20 protein-coding genes are annotated in these 22,396 nt (G+C 63.3%); 17 read left to right on the forward strand and 3 right to left on the reverse strand.

Annotated features, from left to right (window positions below):
* The first annotated feature begins 20 nt into the window (after positions 1 to 20).
* Positions 21 to 287 (forward strand): hypothetical protein, encoded by a 267-nt coding sequence (locus FNV92_RS06595; RefSeq protein WP_143841643.1) that lies wholly within the window; start codon positions 21 to 23, stop codon positions 285 to 287.
* A 28-nt stretch (positions 288 to 315) separates the two neighbouring features.
* Here the strand turns inward: FNV92_RS06595 and FNV92_RS06600 are convergent, their stop codons facing one another.
* Positions 316 to 750 (reverse strand): c-type cytochrome, encoded by a 435-nt coding sequence (locus tag FNV92_RS06600; protein WP_143841642.1) that lies wholly within the window; start codon positions 748 to 750, stop codon positions 316 to 318.
* Between the two features lie 380 nt (positions 751 to 1,130).
* On the opposite strand from FNV92_RS06600, the gene ppsR reads away from it, so the two are divergent.
* Both ppsR and FNV92_RS06610 read left to right on the forward strand, forming a co-directional pair.
* Positions 1,131 to 2,504, forward strand: coding sequence for a transcriptional regulator PpsR (gene ppsR, locus FNV92_RS06605; RefSeq protein WP_143841641.1), 1,374 nt, complete (start codon positions 1,131 to 1,133; stop codon positions 2,502 to 2,504).
* Position 2,505: 1 nt separating this feature from the next.
* Positions 2,506 to 4,686, forward strand: coding sequence for a GAF domain-containing protein (locus tag FNV92_RS06610; RefSeq protein ID WP_015684478.1), 2,181 nt, complete (start codon positions 2,506 to 2,508; stop codon positions 4,684 to 4,686).
* A 19-nt stretch (positions 4,687 to 4,705) separates the two neighbouring features.
* Here FNV92_RS06610 and FNV92_RS06615 read toward each other — a convergent pair whose 3' ends face one another.
* On the reverse strand, positions 4,706 to 5,470 hold the full coding sequence (locus tag FNV92_RS06615; RefSeq protein WP_143841639.1) for a biliverdin-producing heme oxygenase: 765 nt from the start codon (positions 5,468 to 5,470) through the stop codon (positions 4,706 to 4,708).
* On the reverse strand, positions 5,467 to 6,360 hold the full coding sequence (locus tag FNV92_RS06620) for a cobalamin B12-binding domain-containing protein (protein ID WP_143841638.1): 894 nt from the start codon (positions 6,358 to 6,360) through the stop codon (positions 5,467 to 5,469). The genes FNV92_RS06615 and FNV92_RS06620 overlap by 4 nt, the downstream gene beginning before the upstream one ends.
* 294 nt (positions 6,361 to 6,654) lie before the next feature.
* Between FNV92_RS06620 and bchF the strand changes: the two genes are divergently transcribed.
* From bchF to hemA, 14 genes are read left to right on the forward strand one after another with little or no spacing between them, the layout of a single operon-like run.
* Positions 6,655 to 7,197, forward strand: a complete 543-nt coding sequence (gene bchF / locus FNV92_RS06625) for a 2-vinyl bacteriochlorophyllide hydratase (RefSeq protein ID WP_186355517.1) — start codon at positions 6,655 to 6,657, stop codon at positions 7,195 to 7,197.
* A complete protein-coding gene (locus FNV92_RS06630; RefSeq protein ID WP_143841637.1) occupies positions 7,194 to 8,477 on the forward strand; it encodes a ferredoxin:protochlorophyllide reductase (ATP-dependent) subunit N in 1,284 nt (427 codons plus the stop codon). Before bchF ends, FNV92_RS06630 begins: the two co-directional genes overlap by 4 nt.
* Before the next feature lie 2 nt (positions 8,478 to 8,479).
* Positions 8,480 to 10,045 carry a ferredoxin:protochlorophyllide reductase (ATP-dependent) subunit B gene (gene bchB / locus FNV92_RS06635; protein WP_143841636.1) on the forward strand — a complete coding sequence of 522 codons (1,566 nt, stop codon included), beginning with the start codon at positions 8,480 to 8,482 and terminating at the stop codon, positions 10,043 to 10,045.
* Positions 10,020 to 13,748, forward strand: coding sequence for a magnesium chelatase subunit H (locus FNV92_RS06640; RefSeq protein WP_143841635.1), 3,729 nt, complete (start codon positions 10,020 to 10,022; stop codon positions 13,746 to 13,748). The genes bchB and FNV92_RS06640 overlap by 26 nt, the downstream gene beginning before the upstream one ends.
* A complete protein-coding gene (gene bchL / locus FNV92_RS06645; RefSeq protein ID WP_143841634.1) occupies positions 13,745 to 14,674 on the forward strand; it encodes a ferredoxin:protochlorophyllide reductase (ATP-dependent) iron-sulfur ATP-binding protein in 930 nt (309 codons plus the stop codon). The genes FNV92_RS06640 and bchL overlap by 4 nt, the downstream gene beginning before the upstream one ends.
* Positions 14,674 to 15,375, forward strand: a complete 702-nt coding sequence (gene bchM, locus FNV92_RS06650; protein WP_143841633.1) for a magnesium protoporphyrin IX methyltransferase — start codon at positions 14,674 to 14,676, stop codon at positions 15,373 to 15,375. Before bchL ends, bchM begins: the two co-directional genes overlap by 1 nt.
* The gene (locus FNV92_RS06655; RefSeq protein WP_143841632.1) at positions 15,372 to 16,805 is read left to right on the forward strand and encodes an MFS transporter; all 1,434 of its coding nucleotides are present in this window, start codon (positions 15,372 to 15,374) and stop codon (positions 16,803 to 16,805) included. The genes bchM and FNV92_RS06655 overlap by 4 nt, the downstream gene beginning before the upstream one ends.
* Before the next feature lie 21 nt (positions 16,806 to 16,826).
* The gene (gene puhA / locus FNV92_RS06660; RefSeq protein ID WP_143841631.1) at positions 16,827 to 17,594 is read left to right on the forward strand and encodes a photosynthetic reaction center subunit H; all 768 of its coding nucleotides are present in this window, start codon (positions 16,827 to 16,829) and stop codon (positions 17,592 to 17,594) included.
* On the forward strand, positions 17,591 to 18,268 hold the full coding sequence (gene puhB, locus FNV92_RS06665; protein ID WP_143841630.1) for a photosynthetic complex putative assembly protein PuhB: 678 nt from the start codon (positions 17,591 to 17,593) through the stop codon (positions 18,266 to 18,268). Before puhA ends, puhB begins: the two co-directional genes overlap by 4 nt.
* Positions 18,269 to 18,281: 13 nt before the next feature.
* The gene (puhC, locus tag FNV92_RS06670; RefSeq protein ID WP_143841629.1) at positions 18,282 to 18,740 is read left to right on the forward strand and encodes a photosynthetic complex assembly protein PuhC; all 459 of its coding nucleotides are present in this window, start codon (positions 18,282 to 18,284) and stop codon (positions 18,738 to 18,740) included.
* Positions 18,737 to 19,042 (forward strand): hypothetical protein, encoded by a 306-nt coding sequence (locus FNV92_RS06675; RefSeq protein WP_186355497.1) that lies wholly within the window; start codon positions 18,737 to 18,739, stop codon positions 19,040 to 19,042. The genes puhC and FNV92_RS06675 overlap by 4 nt, the downstream gene beginning before the upstream one ends.
* A complete protein-coding gene (acsF, locus tag FNV92_RS06680; protein WP_143841628.1) occupies positions 19,039 to 20,136 on the forward strand; it encodes a magnesium-protoporphyrin IX monomethyl ester (oxidative) cyclase in 1,098 nt (365 codons plus the stop codon). The genes FNV92_RS06675 and acsF overlap by 4 nt, the downstream gene beginning before the upstream one ends.
* Positions 20,137 to 20,146: 10 nt before the next feature.
* Complete coding sequence (gene puhE / locus FNV92_RS06685) at positions 20,147 to 21,163, forward strand: putative photosynthetic complex assembly protein PuhE (protein WP_143841627.1); 1,017 nt, start codon at positions 20,147 to 20,149, stop codon at positions 21,161 to 21,163.
* Positions 21,160 to 22,371 (forward strand): 5-aminolevulinate synthase, encoded by a 1,212-nt coding sequence (hemA, locus tag FNV92_RS06690; RefSeq protein ID WP_143841626.1) that lies wholly within the window; start codon positions 21,160 to 21,162, stop codon positions 22,369 to 22,371. The genes puhE and hemA overlap by 4 nt, the downstream gene beginning before the upstream one ends.
* Positions 22,372 to 22,396 lie beyond the last annotated feature (25 nt).

Below are 22,396 nucleotides of genomic sequence, written 5' to 3' on the forward strand. Positions count from 1 at the left end.
TGCCCATGTGATCCTTCGGCATGGCTGATCTGTTCGCGAGTGGACGCCTCGTCGATTTCATTCTCGTCGTGGTCGTTCTTGAGGCTGCGGCCTTGCTGATATACTGGTCGCGCGCCCGGCGAGGCGTCGCGCCGCTGGATTTGTTACCCAATCTATGCGCCGGCGTATGCCTTCTGCTTGCTTTGCGTGCGACCCTCGCCGGCAGCGGCTGGACGTTGGCAAGTCTCTTTCTCGCGGCCGCCGGTCTCGCGCATCTGACGGACGTCGGCCGGCGGTGGCGCAACTAGCCACCGCGCCGGATCTTGCGCCGGTCGGCTATTTCTTCTCCGAGAATTTATTGATGTAGGCGATGACGTCCTTGCGTTGCTGCTCGTCGGTAAGCTTGAACGCCATCTTGGTTGACCCGGTCGCCAGATCCGCCTTGCCCTTGTCGGTGAGGAATTTCTTCAAGAACGCGTTCGGATCGGGCAGGTACTGGAAAATCAGGTCGTCGGACCATACCAGTCCGTTCTCACCCGCGGCCTTGTTTAGCGCCGAATAGGCGAAGCCGGGCGCCGTCCCCGACTGCCGGCCGATAACGCCGGTCAAGACCGGTCCAACCAGGTTCTTGGCATCCGGCCCGATGCGGTGGCAGGTCATGCACTGTTTGAAAATCTGCTCACCCTTGGCCGCGTCCTGCGCCAGGGCCGCGCTGCTCGAAAAGACGATGGTGGCTGCGACACAAGCAAAAACTGCAGATTTCACCGGCACGTTGCTCTCCCTGACGTCTGTTTGGTCTCAATTTGAGTGTTAGGATATATTGACAGTTATAAATATCAATTGGTGTTGTCGTTCCTGACATTCTTTTGAGCGGCGTCAAAAAGTTCTCCGCGGATTTGTGCTAGCTGGGACGTAAATTGGCGAGATTTAGCCACGACGCCAAGCCAGTGTCAGGTAAATGTGACAACTAAAACCTTCAAAATAAAGGTGTTTCTTGACTTCGCGCCAGATTTTGCGCATTTCTACCAAGAGAGGGCCTTCAGTTTCGGGTGGCGAGTGTCAGGTAGTGTTGGCACGTCCCCTGCATCGGTTCGACTGCCGTTGTTTCGACAGCTTCACGCGTCCGCACAGAATGATCGGCAGATAACAGAATGGCCGCCTTACCGACCGTACAGCCCGACATCACGCTCTTGCTGGACATGGAGGGAGTGATCCGCGAGGCAACGCTGTCTCCGTCGATGGGCGGCGAGAGCGTCGACGGATGGCTTGGCCGCCCTTGGGTCGAAGTCGCCGGCGAAATGGGCGGCGAGAAGGTCAAGCGCATGGTCGATGACGCGCGCGTCACCGGCATCTCGGCGTTCCGCCAGATCAACCAGCGCTTTCCAAGCGGTCTCGAAATTCCGATGGAATACACCACGGTGCTGCTGGGCGGCCGTGCCGGGATGCTCGCGATCGGCAAGAACCTCCAGGCCGTCGCCGAGTTGCAGTCGCGCCTGATTGCGGCGCAGCAGACGATGGAGCGCGACTATTGGAAGCTGCGGGAAATCGAGACCCGCTACCGTCTGGTCTTCGACGCCTCAAACGAAGCCGTCATGATCGTGTCGGCCGCCAATCTGCGGATCCTGGAAGCCAACCGTACGGCCATCGAGGCCTTGAATTCACCGCGTCGCCGCAACGAGGACATCGCGGGACGTGAGCTGCTGCATGACATCGCCGCGGAAGACCGCGATGCGGTTCGCGAAGTGTTGGCGCGCATCCGCGAGCGCGGCAAGGCGCTCAGCATCCTTGTGCATCTTGGCCCTGAAGCGAAGCCCTGGATGCTGCGGGGGTCGCTGATGACGGCGGAGCCCGGCCACGTGTTTTTGCTGCAATTCACCGCAACGACCGACCTGTCGGCGTCGAAAGACAAGGCAGAGCCTTCGACCATCGAGGAACTGGTCGAGCATCTGCCGGACAGCTTCGTGGCGCTCGATGAAACCGGCATCATTCGCCATGCCAATCAGGCCTTCCTCGATCTGGTCCAACTCGGCTCGAAGGCGTCCGCAATCGGTGAATCGCTTGGCCGGTGGCTCTGGCAGCCCGGCGCCGATCTGAGTGCACTTCTTTCGAATATCCAGCGGCACAAGACCGTGAGGCTGTTCACGACATCGATTCGCGGTGAGCTCGGTACCGAGACCGAGGTCGAGATTTCGGCCGGAACCGGGGAGGGGGCGCCGGGTCAGATCGGCGTGCTGCTGCGCAATGTGGCCCGTCGTCTGCCGTCGGGCAGCGAGAGTGATTTTCTGCGCACCGCGTTGGGCTCGATGAGCGAGCAGATCGGGAAATCGTCGCTGCGCCAGCTCGTCAAGAATACGGTTGGCGTCGTCGAACAGCACTATGTGAAGCAGGCGCTCGAGCTAGCGGGCGGCAACCGGACGGCGACAGCTGAACTTCTGGGATTGAGCCGCCAGAGCCTTTATGCAAAGCTCAACCGTTACGGCCTGGACGACAAGGAGCCGGACGCCGAGGAAACCCCAGAGGACTGAGTTGGCGCTGCATTCGCTCGCTACACCAGCATTCGGAAAAGCCGACCTTTCGAACTGCGAACGGGAAGAGATCCATCTCGCGGGCTCGATACAGCCCCACGGCGCCCTGTTGGTCGTCAGCGAGCCTGATCACCGCGTCATTCAGGCCAGCGCCAATGCCACGGCATTTCTTAATCTGAAGCAAGTCGAGGGCATGGCGCTCGCCGATCTTGACGGTGACCTGCTGGTCCGAATTCTCCCGCACCTCGACCCGACTGCCCAGGGAATGCCGATCGCGGTGCGCTGCAGGATCGGAAGCCCCGGCGCCGACTATGACGGGCTTTTGCATCGTCCGCCTGAAGGAGGGCTGGTGATCGAGCTGGAGCGGGCCGGACCGTCGGTCGATTTCACCAAGCACATCGCCAAGGCGCTCGAGAAGATTCGCACCGCGTCCTCGATTCGCGCTTTGTGCGAAGAAGCCGCGACCTTGTTTCAAGATCGCACCGGCTATGACCGGGTGATGGTCTACCGTTTCGATGACGAGGGGCACGGCGAAGTCTTTTCGGAGCGCCGCAAGCCGGAGCTTGAGGCGTATCTGGGCAATCGCTACCCTGCGACCGATATCCCGCAGATGGCGCGGCGGCTCTATGAGCGTACGCGAGTCCGTGTGCTTGTGGATGTGAACTATGAGCCCGTCCCGTTGCAGCCACGGCTCTCACCGATCACCGGACGGGATCTCGACATGTCGCTCTGCTTCCTGCGCAGCATGTCGCCGATCCATCTTCAGTACCTGAAGAACATGGGTGTGGGCGCGACCCTGGTGATTTCGCTGGTGGTCGGCGGAAAGCTGTGGGGCCTCGTCGCCTGTCATCATTACGAGCCGCGCTTCATCCATTTTGAATTGCGGGCGGTTTGCGAACTGCTTGCCGAGGCGATCGCGACACGCATCGCGGCGCTCGAGAGCTTTGCGCAAAGCCAGTCAGAGATCTTCGTGCAGCGGCTCGAGCAGCGAATGATCGAGGCGATGTCGCGCGAAGGCGACTGGCGAGGCGCGATCTTCGACAGCTCGCAATCGATCCTTCAACCGCTGGGGGCGAGTGGTAGCGCTCTGATCTATGAAGGGCAGATCATTTCAACCGGCGAGGTTCCGGGAACCCAGGAAATCAGGGAGATCGGCCTGTGGCTTGATACCCATCGCGATCGGTCGGTGATGGCGACGGCCTCGCTCGGGCTCGATCTGCCTCAGTTCGCAGGGATCACAAAGGTTGCGAGCGGCATCGCGGTGACCCCGATCTCCAGCAATCCCGGCGAGTACCTCATCTGGTTCCGGCCGGAGCGCATTCGCACGGTGACCTGGGGCGGCGATCCCCTGAAGCCGTTCGTGATCGGCAACAGCCCCACGGATTTGTCCCCGCGCCGGTCGTTCGCGCAGTGGCATCAGCAGGTAGAGGGAACATCGGACCCTTGGACGCCGGCCGATCTCGCCGCCGCCCGCCTGATCGGTCAGTCGGTGGCGGATATCGTGCTGCAGTTTCGAGCCGTGCGCACGCTCATCGCCCAAGACCAACTCGAGCAGTTCAGCCGCCATGTGCGGGTATCCGAGCATCCGGTGATCATCGCTGACACCAACGGCAATATCCTGCTGATGAACGAAGCCTTCAAGACATTGCTGCCGAAGGATCACACTGGATTTGATCGGCTGGATGAGCTGGCCGGCGCATTTCAACAATCGGACCGTTTCCTTAGCGATGTCGGGGACCTTATCCGTCACCATCGCGCGTGGCGGGGCGAGTTGCTGTTGCGCAGCGAGAGCAACCGGGAAAAGCCGTTGATGATCAGAGCAGATCCTGTGCAGCCGTCGCGAGACCGGGTGCTCGGCTTCGTGCTGATCTTCTCCGATATCACCGACCGAAAGGCCGCCGAGATCGCGCGCAGCCGTTTCCAGGAAGGCATCGTTCAGAGCAATCGGATCAACAGCGTCCGTCTCGATTCCAAGACCGATCTCGTCTACCAGAACTTGCTGTCGTCGGTGATCGAGAATGCCCAGCTCGCCGCGCTCGAAATCACCTATGGTGTGGAAACCGGCCGGATCGCCGAGATGCTCGAGAGCGTCCGCAATTCGACGCTGCGTACCGCCGAAGTGCTGGAGCATCTGATCTGGCATGCGTCGCGCACGTCGGGCGGCGGCAAGCCGAACGCCTGAAACGGCACGCGCGACCGATCTATTCCACGGCCGCGACCGTGGCCGACTTATGCGGCACCGCAGCCTCGACGGCGCAGGAGAGGTCGATATTCATGGAAAAGGCGATTGCGCCCTCCTCCACCACGGACTGCGGATCTGGCGCAAGTTCAGCGGCCTCGTCGAGCGCCTTGCGATAGCCGGCTTTCAGGACGTCCAGATCGGAAAAGTGCGGAAAATCGTAGAAGGTCAGCTCCGAAGGGAGTAGTTCTAGCGAGCGCGCCAGCAATCGTTGAAGGATCCGGCCGCCGCTGAGGTCCCCGAGATAGCGGGTATAGGTATGTGCGATCAGTCGCATGCCGTCCCCATCGGCCGCATGTGCGACCCGCTTGGCGTAGATCTCGCCGGCGGCAAGCAACGGAATCTCCTCGCTCCATCGCTCGCCGCACAGCGCAGCAAGGTCGGATTCGATCGCGAGGGTGCGCTCGAGCTGGTAGCGGGAGAGCAGTGCGATGCCGGGTGACTCGCGATGGCGCTCGAGTCCATGCTCCATCGCCCGATAGGCGGGGAGCAGATTGCGCAACAACAGGACGTAGCCTGCCCGGCTTGCTTCACCGCGCAGCAGACTGCGAATGATGCCGGTCCGTTCGGCCTCGGCATGCAGGGCCTTGGTACGGAGATAAAGCGCAGTCACGACGCTGGGCGGGGAGGAGGCATTTGCCGTCGCAACCGTCGCGTCCGCAATGGGGGTGGAAGGTAAGCTTCGTCGCGTCAATCTACGCCGTCCCTGTGCGCCGAGGCCGGTCACGTTCGCCCCTTCATCTGTTCGATCAGACCGTGTGCCTGTTGCGGTGCGCTGATCGCATCGGCCGACATCATATCGGCTCCCATCGACGCCACAAGGCCGGGCTGCGCGGTTATCATCGGTCCGCCCAGAATGATGCCGACATGCCTGTTGCGCGAGTCGCGCCTGATGTCGTGAATGTCCTTCTTCAGCTCGTCGAGCCGTCGGTCGCTGCTGACGGAGAAGCCGACGATGTCGAACCAGTGATTATGCACCAGGGACGTCAGCTCCTGGTGTGACGAAAACGGCCCGGTGCAGAGATTCCATCCGGCGCGGCGGAAGAACTCGGCCACCATCGATAGCCCGAAACTGTGCTGGTCACCCGGAATGATCGTCAGCAGGGCCGATTCGCCGCCGTGGTTGTCGCTGGCTTCCCGCGCGAAGCTGTCGCCGAGGTGGTGCATGATGAGCTGCAATCGACCAACAGCGAGCGTGACGCTGGCAAAATCGGTCGTGTCCGATTCCCACTGTGCTCCGAGCTGCCGTGCTGCAGGCGCCAGCAGATCGAGGAAAATCGTTTCGACCGAAACCCCTTTCGCCTGGAGATCCACGACATAGGCGAATGCCGCGCCGTCATCGGTGCTGAGCGCCAAGGCTGCAAACATCTCGATCTCGGTCGGCGCGGTTTGTTCGGTGTCTGCCGCAGGCTTCGCAATGGGCGTGCTGCGTAACGCCAGCACGATCTTGGGAATGATCTGGGTCTTGATTGTTCTGACGACGGCGACGGGCTGCAGCGACGGCCGAAAGCGCCAGATCGGCGTCGGGAGTCGTTGCCGAAGCGATTTGGGACGACGCGGCGAAGCGGTGTCGGTGGCGCTGCCGGCTGAGAAGGATTGCTCGTTCACATCGGTCATTCTTCACTCCCCCCCAACATTAAGTCCTCGAGTCAAAAAACCGTCAAGTTGAATTTACGTATGGTTTAGTTGACAGTTCCTGAGGCGAGGTTTAGCCTTCTTCCATCAAGCCCGCACATAGGGAGTGGCGCGGTGCAGTTTCGAGCAGCTAAAAGCGGCCAGTTTCCCAAACGAGGCGACACTTCGCCGGCATCTGCTCGATCTCCCCAGGCGATATCGCATCACCGCGACGCAGGGCTGTCAAACAATCTTTACAGTTCAGCAGGTGAATACATCGCTGCGCCTGCGAATGGAATTTCGCAGAATGGCGACGTCACATCGCGAGCCCGTTCGACAGCCCAATCACTTAGGCCGCTATACACGCCCGAACAGCGCCTTCGCCGCGATGCAACACAGTGGACGCTTGTGCAGGGCATCCTTGCGCCGGTCCAGTTCGCGGTTTTCCTGATCAGCCTGGCGCTGGTACTTCGTTATCTCTTCACGGGCGAAAGCTTTGCCGTGGCGACGGCTTCGATCGTCGTCAAGACGATCGTGCTCTACGCGATCATGATCACCGGCTCGATCTGGGAACGTGAGGTTTTCGGCTGCTATCTGTTTGCGCCGGCCTTCTTCTGGGAAGACGTCTTCAGTTTCCTCGTGCTGGCACTGCACACTGCCTATCTATTTGCGTTGTTCACAGGGCTCGGCGATCCGCGCCAGCAGATGCTGCTCGCGCTGGCTGCCTATGCCTCCTACTTCGTCAACGCCACGCAGTTCGTTCTCAAGCTGCGCGCGGCGCGCCGAGACGAGCGGTTGGCACTTTCGGCGGCTTCCTCCACCCCCGGGAGCCGCGCATGAACGTGCATGTGCAGGAGTGTCCTGTTGCGGCAGATGTCGCGCCCAAGCCGGTTCGCCGCGAGAACGGCCAGCGCGAAGTATTCTGCGGGCTGACCGGTATCGTCTGGCTGCACCGGAAGATTCAGGACGCCTTCTTCCTGGTGGTGGGCTCCCGCACCTGCGCGCATCTGATTCAGTCCGCCGCCGGCGTGATGATCTTCGCCGAGCCCAGATTTGCGACTGCGATCATGGAGGAGAAGGATCTCGCCGGGCTCACCGACGCCAACGACGAGCTCGATCGCATCGTGGCTCAGCTGATCGCGCGGCGGCCGGAGATCCGGCTGTTGTTCCTGGTCGGCTCCTGTCCGTCCGAAGTCATCAAGCTCGATCTGTCGCGCGCCGCATTGCGGCTGTCGCAGAAATTTTCGCCTGCAGTCCGCATTCTCAATTATTCGGGCAGTGGTATCGAGACAACATTCACGCAAGGCGAGGATGCCTGTCTCGCCTCGCTCGTCCCCGCGGCCCCCCCGACCCGGACGAGTGAGGACCAATTACTGATCGTCGGCTCGCTGGCCGACGTGGTCGAGGACCAGTTCATCCGGCTGTTCGACGCGCTGGGCATTGGGCGCGTGCAATTCCTGCCGCCGCGCAAGGCGAGCGCGCTTCCAGCGATCGGATCAAACACCCGATTTCTCCTGGCCCAACCCTTCCTCGCTGACACGGCGCGCGCGCTGGAAGATCGCGGCGCCGTCCGCCTGGCTGCTCCGTTCCCGCTGGGCGTCGAGGGCACGACGGCCTGGCTGCGCGCTGCGGCCGATGCGTTCGGTGTCGCACCCACGCTGTTCGATGCGGTCACCCAACCCCATCGAATCAGGGCGGACCGGGCGCTGTTTCGGTATCGCGATCAGCTCAGCGGCCGCCGCATCTTTCTGTTCCCGGATTCCCAGCTCGAAATTCCCCTGGCGCGGTTCCTGTCGCGCGAATTGTCGATGCAGCTGGTCGAGGTCGGAACACCCTATCTGCACCGCGAGCATCTCGCCGAAGAGCTCGGGCTGCTGCCGGATGATGTCGTGCTGTCGGAAGGGCAGGATGTCGATTTGCAGCTCGATCGCTGCCGCGCCGCGCGCCCGGACCTCGTGGTTTGTGGGCTTGGGCTCGCCAATCCCCTGGAGGCCGAGGGCATGACCACGAAATGGTCGATCGAGCTCGTTTTTACGCCGATCCAGGGCTACGAGCAGGCGACCGATCTTGCCGAACTGTTTGCGCGCCCCCTGGTGCGCCGCGCGAAACTGGTGGCCTGATCATGCAGCTTACCGTGTGGACATATGAAGGACCTCCCCATGTCGGCGCAATGCGCGTCGCCACCGGGATGGAAGGACTGCATTACGTCCTTCATGCTCCGCAGGGGGATACCTACGCGGATCTGCTGTTCACAATGATCGAGCGCCGCGACCGGCGCCCGCCCGTGACCTACACCACGTTCTCCGCGCGGGATCTCGGCGGTGATACCGCCGAACTCTTCAAGACGGCGGCGCAGAATGCCCATGATCGTTTCCAGCCGCAGGCGATGCTAGTCGGCGCGTCCTGTACCGGGTCGCTGATCCAGGACGACCCTGGTGGTCTGGCGCGTGCGCTCGCTCTTCCCATTCCCGTGGTGGCCGTGGATCTGCCGGCCTATCAGCGCAAGGAGAACTGGGGCGCGGCCGAAACGTTCTATCAACTGGTGCGCGCGCTCGCCGGTCCCTCGGCGCCGGCGCCGGGAACCGCGCGCCCTGAGCGCGCAGCCGGCGTGCGTGCCCGCTGCAATCTGCTTGGCCCGACCGCGCTCGGCTTCCGCCATCGCGACGATATCGTCGAGATCACATCGCTGCTGGCGAAGCTCGGCATCGACGTGAATGTCACGGCGCCGATGGGGGCGACCCCGGCCGATATTGCAAGACTTGGCCAGGCCGACTTCAATGCCGTGCTCTATCCCGAAATCGCCGGCCAGGCCGCGTCATGGCTGCAACGGACGTTCGGTCAGCCCTTCACCAAGACCGTTCCCATCGGCGTATCGGCCACCCGAGAATTCGTCGCAGAGGTCGCGAAGTTCGCAGGTGTCGATGCGTCGGCGACGCTGGCGTCGGCCTCTACCCGGCTGCCCTGGTACTCGCGTTCGGTCGACTCGACCTATCTGACCGGCAAGCGTGTCTTCATCTTTGGCGACGCCAGCCATGCCGTTGCTGCCGCACGCATCGCATCCGACGAACTCGGCTTCAAGGTCGTCGGGCTCGGCACCTATAGCCGCGAGTTCGGCCGCGAAATTCGCGAGGCGGCAAAGCGCTATGACGTCGAGCCGCTGATCACCGACGACTATCTGGAAGTCGAGGTCAAAGTTGCCGAGCTGCAGCCCGAGCTGGTGCTGGGGACGCAGATGGAGCGCCATATCGCCAAGCGCCTTGGTGTGCCCTGTGCAGTTATCTCGGCGCCGGTGCATGTACAGGACTTTCCGGCACGCTACGCGCCGCAGATGGGTTTTGAGGGCGCCAACGTCATCTTCGATACCTGGGTGCATCCGCTGATGATGGGCCTCGAAGAGCATCTGCTGGCGATGTTCAAGGATGATTTCGAATTCAAGGATGGCGCTGTGCCGTCGCATCTGGGCGCTGGTCATTCAACGCCTGCTGCCGGTGGGCCGGTTCAGCCGCCTTCGAATGCCTCGAATATCGCGGTCGTCTGGGCCGTCGATGCCGAGAAGGAGCTGTACAAAATTCCATTCTTCGTTCGCGGCAAGGCGCGCCGCAACACCGAACGTTTCGCCAATGAAAACGGCGTGGCCACCATAACCATCGAGACCCTTTACGATGCCAAAGCGCATTACGCCCGCTGACGCAACGCCTCTCCGGGTGGTCGTCGTAACCATGGACAGTCATCTGTCCGGCGCGGCTGCGCGTGCGCAGGCGCTGTTGAGGAGTAACTTCCCGGGGCTGTCGCTCACGGTGCATTCCGCAGACGAATGGGGCACTGACGACGCAGCGCTCGATCGCTGCAAGGCCGATATTGCGCGCGGCGACATCGTGATCGCCACCATGCTGTTCCTAGACGATCACGTTCGCGCCGTGATGCCGGCACTTGTTGCCCGGCGCAGCCATTGCGACGCGATGATCTGTTGCATGTCGGCGGCCGAAATCGTCAAGCTGACCCGCGTCGGCAAGTTCGACATGAGCGGCGAGGCGCTCGGTGCCATCGCGTGGCTGAAGAAGCTGCGCGGCAATCGCAAAGGCAGCCCCGGCGGCAAGGGCGAGATGAAGATGCTGCGGCAGCTGCCGAAGCTGCTGCGCTTCATCCCCGGCACCGCTCAGGACATGCGCGCCTATTTTCTGACGCTGCAATACTGGCTCGCCGGCTCCGAGCAGAACATCGCGAACATGATCCGCCTGCTGGTCGACCGTTACGCCGAAGGTCCGCGCCGCAGCCTGCGCGGCATCGTCAAGGCCGAGGCGCCGGTCGACTATGCCGATATCGGCGTCTACCATCCGCGCCTCAAGGGGCGCATCGCCGATACCGCAGATCGACTGCCCGTCCTGGCCGGCGAGCGCGGCACCGTCGGCCTCCTGTTGCTGCGCTCCTATCTGCTGGCCGGAAATGCCGGTCACTATGACGGTGTGATCGCGGCGTTTGAGGCGAGGGGGCTGCGCGTGATCCCCGCCTTTGCCAGTGGCCTCGACCAGCGGCCGGCGATCGAACGCTTTTTCATGAAGGACGGAAGCAGCGTGGTCGATGCGGTGGTGTCGCTCACCGGTTTCTCGCTAGTGGGCGGTCCCGCCTACAATGACTCCCGGGCCGCCGAGGACATTTTGGCTCAACTCGACGTGCCCTATCTGTCGGCGCATCCCGTTGAATTCCAGACGCTGGAGCAATGGGGGGCCTCGGATCGTGGCCTGATGCCGGTGGAGAGCACCATCATGGTGGCGATCCCCGAGCTCGATGGCGCTGCGGGACCGATGGTCTATGGCGGCCGCTCCGACGGGGCAGGCGCCCCCTGCACCGGCTGCGAGCGCGCCTGCGTTTTTGTACCGGCCGAGACCGGCGGCGAAATGCACGTGTGCAGCGAACGCGCCGACATGTTGGCGGCGCGGACGGCGCGTCTGGTCGCGACGCGTCGCTCGGAACGGCGGGATCGCAAGGTCGCGATTGTCTTGTTCAACTTCCCGCCGAATGCCGGCAACACCGGCACCGCGGCGTTTCTGTCGCTGTTCGAATCGCTTCATCGCACGCTCTCGGCAATGAAGCGCGAGGGTTATCAGGTCGATGTGCCCGAGAGTGCCGACGCTTTGCGTGAACGTATCGTGGTCGGCAACGCCGCCCGCTTCGGCGCCGATGCCAATGTCCACGTCAGAATTCCGGCTGGTGATCACGTTCGGAACGAAAAATGGCTGCGGCAGATCGAGGCGCAATGGGGGCCGGCGCCTGGCAAGCAGCAGAGTGATGGCAGCTCGATCTTCGTGCTCGGCGAGCGCTTTGGAAACGTGTTCGTCGGCATCCAGCCTGCCTTCGGATATGAGGGCGATCCGATGCGGCTGTTGTTCGAGAAGGGCTTTGCCCCGACGCATGCCTTCTCGGCCTTCTATCGCTGGCTGCGCGAGGATTTCGGCGCTGGCGCCGTCCTGCATTTCGGAACCCACGGCGCGCTTGAATTCATGCCGGGTAAACAGGTGGGGCTTTCCGGCGCATGCTGGCCGGACCGGATGATCGGCGACCTGTCGAACCTCTATCTCTATGCCTCGAACAACCCGTCCGAAGGCACGATCGCCAAGCGTCGTTCGGCCGCAACGCTGATTAGCTATCTGACGCCGCCGGTCGCGCATGCCGGACTCTACAAGGGACTGGTTGAGCTGAAGGCCTCGATCGAGCGCTGGCGTGGACTTGCTCCGGACGAAGATGCGGAGCGCGGCGATCTCGCGACATTGATTCAGGCTCAGGCCAGTGCACTGGAACTGACCGAGGCGGCCCCCGCCTGGATGGATCCGGCCACGGCGGTCGGAAAATTATCGGAAGCCGTGCTCGAGCTCGAATACACCCTGATCCCGCATGGCCTGCACGTCGTTGGTGAGACACCGTCAGCCGAGCAGCGCGTCGAGATGCTTCAGGCGGTTGCGGATGCCTCACATGGCGTCCGTCCGGATAAATCCATCCTCGAGGCGCTGGTGACGGGCGAGGCGCCCGAAGCATTGGCCGCGAGGGACGCTGCCGCGCTGGCGCTTTACAAGGAGTTGGCCGGCATCGATCGGATACTTCAGCAGGATCACGAACTGCCCGCGATCCTGCATGCGCTGGACGGCAAGTTTACTCGTCCTGCGCCGGGGGGCGATCTCCTGCGCACGCCGGCCATCCTGCCGACCGGCCGCAATCTCCACGGCTTCGATCCGTTCCGTATTCCCAGCGCCTTTGCCGTGCAAGACGGCGCGATTCAAGCACAGCGGCTGATCGACAAGCACGTCGGCGAAGGACACGGCATCCCCGAATCCGTAGCGATCGTGCTGTGGGGCACCGATAATCTCAAGAACGAGGGCGCGCCGATCGGGCAGGCGCTGGCCTTGCTTGGAGCAAAGCCGCGCTTCGACGGCTATGGCCGGCTGACTGGCGCGGAATTGGTCCCGCTCGATCAGCTCAACCGGCCACGGATCGACGTGATCATCACGATGTCCGGCATCTTCCGGGACCTGCTGCCGCTGCAGATCAAGCTCCTGGCCGAAGCCTGCTTCCTGGCCGCATCCGCCGATGAGCCGGTCGAACGGAATTTTGTCCGCAAGCACGCGCTGGCGTTCCAGGCAGCAAATCATTGCGACCTGGAAACGGCGTCGCTGCGCGTGTTCGGCAATGCCGACGGCGCCTATGGCTCGAACGTCAACCATCTGGTCGAAAACGGCCGCTGGGACAACGAGGACGAACTGGCCGAGACCTATACCCGCCGCAAGAGCTTTGCTTACGGCCTCAAGGGTCAGCCGGTGCAGCAGATGGCGCTGTTGAAGAACGCGCTCGCAACCGTCGATCTCGCTTACCAGAACCTCGACTCGGTCGAGCTCGGCGTGACCACCGTGGATCACTATTTTGACACGCTGGGCGGCATCAGCCGCGCCGTGAAAATGGCCAAGGGTGGCCGGTCGGCGCCGGTCTATATCGGCGACCAGACCCGCGGCGCCGGCACGGTTCGGACGCTCTCGGAGCAAGTCTCGCTGGAAACCCGCACCCGGATGCTCAATCCGAAATGGTACGAAGGCATGCTCAAGCACGGCTATGAGGGCGTTCGCCAGATCGAGGAGCACGTCACCAACACCATGGGCTGGTCGGCGACGACCGGCGAGGTGGCGCCCTGGGTCTATCGGCAGCTCACCGAGACCTTCATGCTCGATCCCGAAATGCGCGAGCGCCTCGCCTCGCTCAATCCGGTGGCCTCCGCGAAGGTCGCGAACCGGCTGATCGAGGCACACGAACGCAAATACTGGTCGCCCGATACGGAGATGCTCGATGTCCTGCGCAGGGCAGGCGAAGAGCTCGAAGACCGCCTTGAAGGCGTGGGAGTTGCCGCATGAACATCCAGAGTCCTCCCTCCGCACTCGAAGGACATTTGAAGCTGAAGAGTCTCTCGCGTTGCGGCGACGGCGAAGGCAGCGTGCAGGTCCAGCTCGATCCCAAGCTCAAGATCGGCACCGCAAAAGTATTCTCGGTCTACGGCAAGGGCGGCATCGGCAAGAGCACGACGTCGTCGAACCTGTCGGTCGCCTTCTCCAAGCTCGGCAAGCGCGTGCTGCAGATCGGATGCGATCCCAAGCATGACTCGACCTTCACGCTGACCAAGCGACTGGTCCCGACGGTGATCGACGTGCTGGAATCCGTGAACTTCCACGCCGAGGAACTCCGCCCCGAAGACTTCGTGTTCGAAGGCTACAACGGCGTGATGTGCCTGGAGGCCGGCGGCCCGCCGGCCGGCACCGGCTGCGGAGGCTACGTCGTCGGCCAGACCGTGAAGCTTCTGAAGGAACACCATCTGCTCGAAGACACCGACGTGGTGATCTTCGACGTGCTCGGCGATGTCGTCTGCGGCGGCTTTGCCGCTCCGCTGCAACATTCCGACCGCGCGTTGATCGTGGCCGCCAATGATTTCGACTCGATCTTCGCGATGAACCGTATCGTCGCTGCGATCGAGGCCAAGTCGAAGAACTACGGCGTCCGGCTCGGTGGCGTCATCGCCAACCGCAGCAAGGATACCGACCAGATCGATCGTTACGCCGTGCAGGCCAGCTTGAAGCGCGTCGCGCATTTCCCGGATCTCGACGTCATCCGCAAGAGCCGCCTGAAGAAATCGACGCTGTTCGAAATGGACGAGACGCCGGAACTGAAGGCCGTGACCGACGAATACATGCGGCTCGCCGCAGAGCTCTGGGCCGGCACGATCGAACCGCTGCCCGGCAAATCGCTCAAGGACCGTGAAATCTTCGATCTGCTGGGGTTCGACTGATGTCGATTGCAACCTATCTGGAACGGCGTGGCGAGCTCGAGACCTATTTCGACCGGACTGCGGTCGATGCCTGGGCCAAGCTGACGTCGGATGCGCCGGTCGGACGCATCAGGGGCACGGTCCGCGCGGGCCGCGACGAGATGCGCAACACGCTGCTGTCGTGGCTGCCGCAGAACATGAGCGGGGCGCGATTGCTCGACGCCGGCTGCGGCACCGGTGCATTGTCGATCGAGGCCGCGCGGCGCGGCGCCCGCGTGGTCGCCATCGACCTGTCGCCGACGCTGGTGTCGGTGGCGCGCGAGCGGCTGCCGTCGGATCTCGATTCCTCGACCATCGAATTCCGTTCCGGCGACATGCTCGATCCCAAACTCGGCAGGTTCGACTTCGTGGTCGCGATGGATTCGCTGATCCATTATCGCCCGGCGGACACCTGCCGGATCATGGCCGGTCTGGCGGAGCGGACCGCCGAGGCCCTGCTGGTGACGTTCGCGCCGAAGACGCCGGCGCTGGCCGTGATGCATGCCGTCGGCCGGCTCTTCCCGCGCGGCGACCGCGCACCGGCGATCGAACCCGTCGGCGAGCAGAAATTGCGGCGGTTGCTGATGGCGGAGGAAGGCTTGGAGCGCTGGCAGCTCGGCCGCAGCCACCGCGTCGCCAGTGGATTCTACAAGTCGCAAGCCTTGGAGATGACCCCCCGATGACGCGGATTTCGTCGACATTGGCAAAAGGCTGGATGCGGATCGGGACCCGCTTCCTTCCCTTTGCGGACGCAGCAACCACGGAGCTTCCGCTCGGACGGCTGCTGCGCCTGTCGCTGTTCCAGGTGTCGACCGGCATTTCGATCGTGCTGCTGAACGGCACGCTTAACCGCGTCATGATCGTCGAGCTCGGCGTCTCCACGCTATTGGTCTCGCTGATGGTGTCGATCCCGCTGGTGTTCGCTCCGTTTCGCGTTCTGATCGGCTTCAAATCCGACAATCATCGCTCGGTGCTGGGTTGGCGCAGGGTGCCCTATATCTGGATGGGAACGCTGATCCAGTTCGGCGGCTTCGCCATCCTGCCGTTTGCGCTGCTGGTGCTGTCAGGCACCGGTGAGTATCCCGCGGTCTACGGACAGTTCGGCGCGGCGCTCGCATTCCTGCTGATCGGTGCCGGCATGCACACGGCGCAGACGGCCGGCCTCGCGCTTGCCACTGATCTCGCGCCGGAAGATGCGCGGCCGCGCGTGGTTGCCTTCCTCTACGTGATGCTGCTGTTCGGGATGGCCGGCAGCGCGCTGATCTTCAGTGAGCTGCTGCGCAATTTCGACGAGATCCGCCTGATCCAGGTGATCCAGGGCGTCGCCGTTACGCAGTTGTTGCTCAACATCGCAGCCCTGTGGAAGCAGGAAGCGCGCAATCCCGCGCTCACGTCGGCTGCCCGAGAACGCCCCGAATTCCAGCACTCCTGGGCCAGGTTCCGCAATGGCGGCGGCTCGGTCCGTGTCCTCGTTGCGGTAGCGCTCGGCACCTCGGCATTCTCGATGCAGGATATTCTGCTCGAGCCCTATGGTGCCGAGATCCTCAAGCTGACCGTGGGCCAGACCACGGCGCTCACTGCGTTCTTCGCGCTCGGCACGCTGGCGGGATTTGGCCTGGCCGCGAGGACGCTGGGGCGCAACGCCGATCCCTATCGCATTGCCGGCTTCGGCGCGGTGGCGGGCGTGTTCGCGTTCGCCGCGGTGATCTTCGCGGCGCCCTTGGGCTCGGTGCTCTTGTTTCGGATCGGAACCGCGCTGATCGGCTTCGGCGGCGGGCTGTTTGCGGCGGGAACGCTGACCGCCGCGATGGCGCTGGCGCGTGACGGCGAAAGCGGATTGGCGCTGGGCACTTGGGGTGCCGTGCAGGCGACCGCGGCCGGCGGCGGCATCGCGCTCGGCGGCGGCATTCGCGATGCCGTGGCCTCGCTTGCGTCGAGCGGAGCGCTCGGCCGTGCGCTGACGGATCCATCGACGGGATATAGCGTCGTCTACCACATCGAAATTGCGTTGTTGTTCGCCACTCTGGTTGCGATCGGTCCGCTCGTGCGCTCGTCACGCGCCAGCTTCCCGCAGCCATCCACGAAGTTCGGCCTGGCGGAATTTCCAGGCTAGTCAACGACAGGGAGGTCGCCCATGCAGCCCGACTCATACTTGGACCTGGCGCAGGTCACGCTTTACGTCTTCTGGATCTTCTTCGCCGGCCTGATCTTCTATCTTCGCCGCGAAGACAAGCGCGAAGGTTATCCGCTCGAATCGACGGGGATCAACAGCGGGATCGCGCATGGCTTTCCCCGCATGCCCGATCCCAAGACCTACCTCCTGCGCGACGGGCACACCGCGACGCTTCCGAACCACAGGAACGATCGCCCCGACGTCGCGCTGGCGCCGATCGCGGTTTGGCCGGGTGCGCCGGCAGAACCCACCGGCAATCCGATGCTCGATGGTGTCGGGCCGGGATCCTACGCCAATCGCGAGGACGTTCCAGAACTGACGATGGACAACATCCCCTGCATCGTTCCGCTGCGTGTTGCCGAAGGAACGTATCTGGAATCCCGCGATCCCGATCCGCGTGGCATGCGGGTGAACGGCGCAGACAGCGAACCTGGCGGCATCGTCACCGACGTGTGGGTCGATCGTGCCGAAGCCCTGATCCGCTATCTCGAAGTCGAGGTCCCCATCATCGGCGGCGTCAAGCGTGTGCTGCTGCCGATGCCGTTCGCCAAGATCGATGGTCGTCGCCGCCGGGTTTGGGTCGATGCGATCCTCGGCAGCCAGTTCGCCAATGTCCCGGAGACGAAGAGCCCGGATCAGGTGACCAAGCTCGAGGAAGATCGCATCGTCGGATATTACGGCGCGGGCACGCTCTACGCCACGCCGGCGCGTCAGGAGCCGCTGCTGTGAAACAGGATCATCACCAGTTCGAGAGTGTTCAGCTCAAGGAGCTACCGGCGCCTTTACCCCTGGGCGAGCGCGTGATCTGGCAGGGCAAGCCCAGCTTCAAGGGACTGGCGTTGCGGTCGTTCCACATCCGTGAGGTCGCGATCTATTTCGGCGTCCTGCTGGCGTGGCGGCTGTGGTCGAACTGGTCCCAAGGCGCGCCAGCGCGGGAGATCATCATTTCGGCGCTGTGGCTGATCGCCCCGGCGATCAGCGCCATCGCCGTGCTCGCCGGCCTCGCGTTGTTGTTCCGCCGCGCCGCCTGCTACACGCTCACCAGCAAGCGGGTCCTGTTCCAGTTCGGCGTCGCGCTGCCGATGACCATGAACATTCCGCTGAGCAAGATCACCAGCGCCGCCCTGAGGATCCATCGCGACGGCTCAGGCGACATTCCGTTCGGCGTCTCCGACGGCAAGCGCGTCTCGTACTTGCTGCTGTGGCCGCACATCCGCCCGTGGCGGCTGCGCGCGCCCGAGCCGATGCTGTGTGCACTGCCGGACGCCGCGATCGTCGCGGCCAAGCTCTCCGAGGCATTGGGCGGCCAGCCCGCTCCGGCGGCAGTCGCGCTCTCGGCATCCGCCAATCGCAATCAGGTCTCGGGCGTGGCGGCCAATACGCCGTCGACTGCGGCCGCGTGAACGGAGAACGGTCATGAGCCAGGCCATCCAGGAGCCCGTCGTTCCCAAAGGCGGAATCATTGCCGCTGCGGCCCTCGTGCTGCTTTCGCTCGCGACGGTGACCACGGCGCGATTGACTGGCACCGGGGCGGTCCACATGTCGCTGCCGGAGGTTGCCGAGAGTCGCGATTTCCAGTTCGAGGACGGCAACAACGGCGCGGTGCTGGTGTACGACGCCGGCAGCCGGCAATTGCTGGATACGCTGGCGCCGGGCAGCAACGGCTTCATTCGCGTCGTGCTGCGCGGGCTCGCAAGAGAGCGCAAACTCGGCGATATCGGCAAGCAGCCGCCGTTTCGTCTCACCCGTTTCGTCAACGGCCAGATCACGCTGACGGACACCTCGACCGGCAAGCTGATCGATCTTGCGGCCTTCGGATCGGCCAATACCGAGGCCTTTGCGCGACTGATGACATTGAAGAGGAGCGCATCATGAGCATGCTCTGGACGGGTGCACGAAAATCGTTCGACGTGCCCTGCACGGTCGAGATCGAGCAGACCTCGGAGACGCTGCATGCGCACGTCGTGCTCGACGGCGACATCGCGATCCAGCCCGGCGACGAGGTCAGGGTTCATGACGCGCCGACCGGGGTCGCCTTCGGCGAACGCTTGGTGGTGCGGAGAACCGCAACCGTGGTCCGCGCCGGTCCGCTCGACCGGCTCTGGGCGCGGATCGAGGGATATCTGGAATTGACCGAGCTTTACGAAGTCAGCTTCTCGGACGGGAGGGCATCATGATCAACATGGAAGGCGGCACCCACGGCAGTCTGCAAACGCGCCCCGGCGTCAAAGGCAGCAGCGAAAGCCTGGACAAGGCGCGCGAGGACACCATCCTCAGCCCGCGCTTCTACACCACCGACTACGAAGCGATGGATCGCCTCGACGTCAGCCTGGTGCGCTCCGAATGGAATGCGGTCATCAAGGAGCTGCGCGCCGATCACAACAAGGCGCATTTCGTCAAGACCGACGAATTCAAGAACGACCTGGAATCGCTGCCGCCGGAGCTTCGCAAGGAGTTCAAGGATTTCCTGGTCTCGTCGCTCACCGCCGAATTCTCGGGCTGCGTGCTCTACGCGGAGATCAAGAAGCGGATCAAGAACAAGGACATCCAGGAGCTGTTCAGCTTCATGAGCCGCGATGAAGCGCGCCACGCCGGCTTCATCAACGAGATCCTGAAGGATCACGGCATCGGGGTGGATTTGAGCTTCCTCACCAAGGTGAAGAAGTACACCTATTTCCGTCCCAAGTTCATCTTCTACGCGACCTATTTGTCCGAGAAGATCGGCTACGCCCGCTACATTACGATCTATCGGCAGATGGAGCGCCATCCCGAGCGCCAGTTCCATCCGATCTTCCGCTGGTTCGAATTGTGGTGCAACGACGAGTTTCGCCACGGCGAAGCGTTTGCGTTGCTGATGCGCGCCGATCCGTCGCTGCTGCGTGGTATCAACAAGCTCTGGATCCGGTTCTTCCTGCTCGCCGTGTTCGCCACCATGTATGTGCGCGATCACATGCGGCCGGCGTTCCACGAGGCGCTGGGTATGCACCCGACCGAATACGACATGCGGGTGTTCCGCATCACCTCCGAGATTTCCAAGCAGGTATTTCCGGTCACGCTCGATATCGAGAACCCGCGCTTCCTGGCCGGTCTCGAGCGCCTGCGGCTGATCTCGGAAGCGATAGCGGATGCGCGCGAGCAGGGCGGCTTGCTGTCGAGGGTCAAGCGCGCAGGCCTCGCGGCCCAGGCGGCGCTGGCATTCGGAAGGTTGTTCCTGATGCCAGTGAAGCCGAACGCGCTGCCGCGCGAAATCTGCCTGCAACCGGCCTGGTGAGGAGAAGGCGTTGCTCGCCGCATACACGGTCCCCCCCATTTACGCTGCCTTCGTGTGGTGGTTCAGCACCGGGGCCGTGTTGTTGCTGGTGGGACGCTCGTTGGGACGTTTCGAGCTGCCGCGAGCGTTCCTCGCGGTCGGGCTGCTTGCAGGGTCGCTCGGCGGCCTTGCGCTGACCGCCGACGATACCAGCGTCGGCGGCGCCTATACCGCCTTCACCTGCACGATCCTGTTATGGGGCGCGCAGGAGATCGCCTTTCTCGCGGGCTGGTTGACGGGTCCCAGGCCGGAGCCTTGCCCGGCGGACGCGGCCGGCCGGGCGCGCCTCGGCCTTGCGCTGCAGGCCATCCTCTATCATGAGTTCGCGCTGCTCGCCTGCGGCGCGGCTATTGTCGCCCTGACATGGAGCGGCGCCAACCAGGTCGGTCTCTGGACGTTCGCCTCGCTCTGGGTGCTCAGGCAAAGCGCCAAGATCAACCTGTTCCTCGGCGTTCCCGTCACCAACGACGAGCTGATGCCGGACGCGGTGCGATTCCTGAAGACGTTCTTCACGCGCGGGCCCGTCAGCGGCTTCTTTCCGGTCTCGGTCACGCTCGCGACCGCAGCCCTCGTCATCATGATCCAGCGCATCGTCGAAGTCGCGGTCACGCCTTTCGAGATCGCCAGCCTGACGCTGGTCTCGACGCTGTTTGCGCTCGGCGTGGTCGAGCACTGGTTCATGCTGCTTCCGCTGCCGGCGATCACGCTGTGGGGCTGGGGCATGCGCTCGGGTTTCCCGCCGGAGGACACCACCATGGAACAGGAACGAGACACCAAGACCGCCGCTACGCCGCCCAATCTTGTCGTGCTTGCGGACGTGCGCCCCGATGCGCCGCCGCCCCGGCTGTCGCAGGCCGCCTGCGCGCGGCAGCGTCTCGAAGACCAGTTTCGCCAGAGTTTCCGCGAGCAACAGGCAAGGGATGGCCTGACGACGGTTCTCAACATCAGCACCGAGCCGGCGGCAACGATTAACGGGAGGACGTCATGAACTACGAAGCTTATTTTCGCCGGCAACTTGAAGGTCTTCACCGCGAAGGCCGCTATCGCGTATTTGCCGATCTGGAACGCAAGGCAGGCGCCTTTCCCCGCGCAAAACATCATCATCCGGGCGGCGCCGGTGAAGTCACCGTCTGGTGCTCGAACGACTATCTCGGCATGGGCCAGCACCCTGCGGTGCTGAGAGCGATGCATGAGGCCCTCGACAGTTGTGGCGCCGGGGCCGGCGGTACCCGCAACATCGCCGGGACGAATCACTATCATGTGCTGCTGGAGAAGGAACTGGCCGACCTGCACGGCAAGGAGTCAGCGCTCCTGTTCACGTCGGGCTACGTCTCCAACATGGCGTCGCTGAGCACACTGGCGTCGCGGATGCCTGGCTGCACGATCCTGTCGGACGAGCTCAATCACGCCTCGATGATCGAGGGCATCCGGCACAGCCGCAGCGACACGCGTATCTTTGCCCACAATGACCCGCGCGATCTCGAACGCAAGCTCGGCGATCTCGACCCGCATGCGCCGAAGTTGGTGGCCTTCGAATCGGTCTACTCGATGGACGGCGATATCGCGCCGATTGCCGAGCTCTGCGACGTCGCGGACGCCCACAATGCCATGACCTATCTCGACGAGGTTCACGGCGTCGGCCTTTATGGACCAAAGGGTGGTGGTATTGCGGACCGGGAGGGCGTCAGCCATCGCCTGACGGTGATTGAGGGTACCCTGGCAAAGGCCTTCGGCGTCATCGGCGGCTACGTTGCAGCGTCGGTCACGATCTGCGATTTCATTCGCAGCTTCGCTTCCGGCTTCATCTTCACCACGTCGCTGCCGCCCACGGTCGCCGCCGGCGCGCTCACCAGCATTCGCCATCTGAAAGCGAGCGCGGCGGAACGCGAGCGGCATCAGGACCGCGTCGCGCGGCTGCGGCGGCGGCTCGACGAGGCGGGCGTTGCTCATCTGGACAATCCCAGCCACATCGTGCCGGTCATGGTCTGCGACCCCGTCCTGTGCAAGCAGATCAGCGACGCACTGATCGACCGCTATGGCATTTACGTGCAGCCAATCAACTACCCGACCGTGCCGCGCGGCACAGAGCGGCTGCGCATCACGCCGTCACCGCATCACACCGATGCTGATATCGAGCATTTGGTGCATGCCTTGGCAGAGATTTGGGCGGAGGTCGGGCTCGCCAAGGCAGCTTGATCTGCTGATGCTTGGCGACTGATCT

The organism is Bradyrhizobium cosmicum, assembly GCF_007290395.2.
In the GTDB taxonomy this organism is placed as follows: Bacteria; Pseudomonadota; Alphaproteobacteria; order Rhizobiales; family Xanthobacteraceae; genus Bradyrhizobium; species Bradyrhizobium cosmicum.

What these genes read in the sequence shown, in the direction of transcription:
- FNV92_RS06630 (WP_143841637.1), top strand. Translation starts at nt 7,194, where the DNA reads ATGAACGTGCATGTGCAGGAGTGTCCTGTTGCGGCAGATGTCGCGCCC.
- puhA (WP_143841631.1), top strand. Translation starts at nt 16,827, where the DNA reads ATGCAGCCCGACTCATACTTGGACCTGGCGCAGGTCACGCTTTACGTC.
- bchB (WP_143841636.1), top strand. Translation starts at nt 8,480, where the DNA reads ATGCAGCTTACCGTGTGGACATATGAAGGACCTCCCCATGTCGGCGCA.
- bchL (WP_143841634.1), top strand. Translation starts at nt 13,745, where the DNA reads ATGAACATCCAGAGTCCTCCCTCCGCACTCGAAGGACATTTGAAGCTG.
- hemA (WP_143841626.1), top strand. Translation starts at nt 21,160, where the DNA reads ATGAACTACGAAGCTTATTTTCGCCGGCAACTTGAAGGTCTTCACCGC.
- FNV92_RS06675 (WP_186355497.1), top strand. Translation starts at nt 18,737, where the DNA reads ATGAGCATGCTCTGGACGGGTGCACGAAAATCGTTCGACGTGCCCTGC.
- FNV92_RS06655 (WP_143841632.1), top strand. Translation starts at nt 15,372, where the DNA reads ATGACGCGGATTTCGTCGACATTGGCAAAAGGCTGGATGCGGATCGGG.
- FNV92_RS06640 (WP_143841635.1), top strand. Translation starts at nt 10,020, where the DNA reads ATGCCAAAGCGCATTACGCCCGCTGACGCAACGCCTCTCCGGGTGGTC.
- acsF (WP_143841628.1), top strand. Translation starts at nt 19,039, where the DNA reads ATGATCAACATGGAAGGCGGCACCCACGGCAGTCTGCAAACGCGCCCC.
- FNV92_RS06595 (WP_143841643.1), top strand. Translation starts at nt 21, where the DNA reads ATGGCTGATCTGTTCGCGAGTGGACGCCTCGTCGATTTCATTCTCGTC.
- bchM (WP_143841633.1), top strand. Translation starts at nt 14,674, where the DNA reads ATGTCGATTGCAACCTATCTGGAACGGCGTGGCGAGCTCGAGACCTAT.
- puhC (WP_143841629.1), top strand. Translation starts at nt 18,282, where the DNA reads ATGAGCCAGGCCATCCAGGAGCCCGTCGTTCCCAAAGGCGGAATCATT.
- ppsR (WP_143841641.1), top strand. Translation starts at nt 1,131, where the DNA reads ATGGCCGCCTTACCGACCGTACAGCCCGACATCACGCTCTTGCTGGAC.
- FNV92_RS06620 (WP_143841638.1), bottom strand. Translation starts at nt 6,360, where the DNA reads ATGACCGATGTGAACGAGCAATCCTTCTCAGCCGGCAGCGCCACCGAC.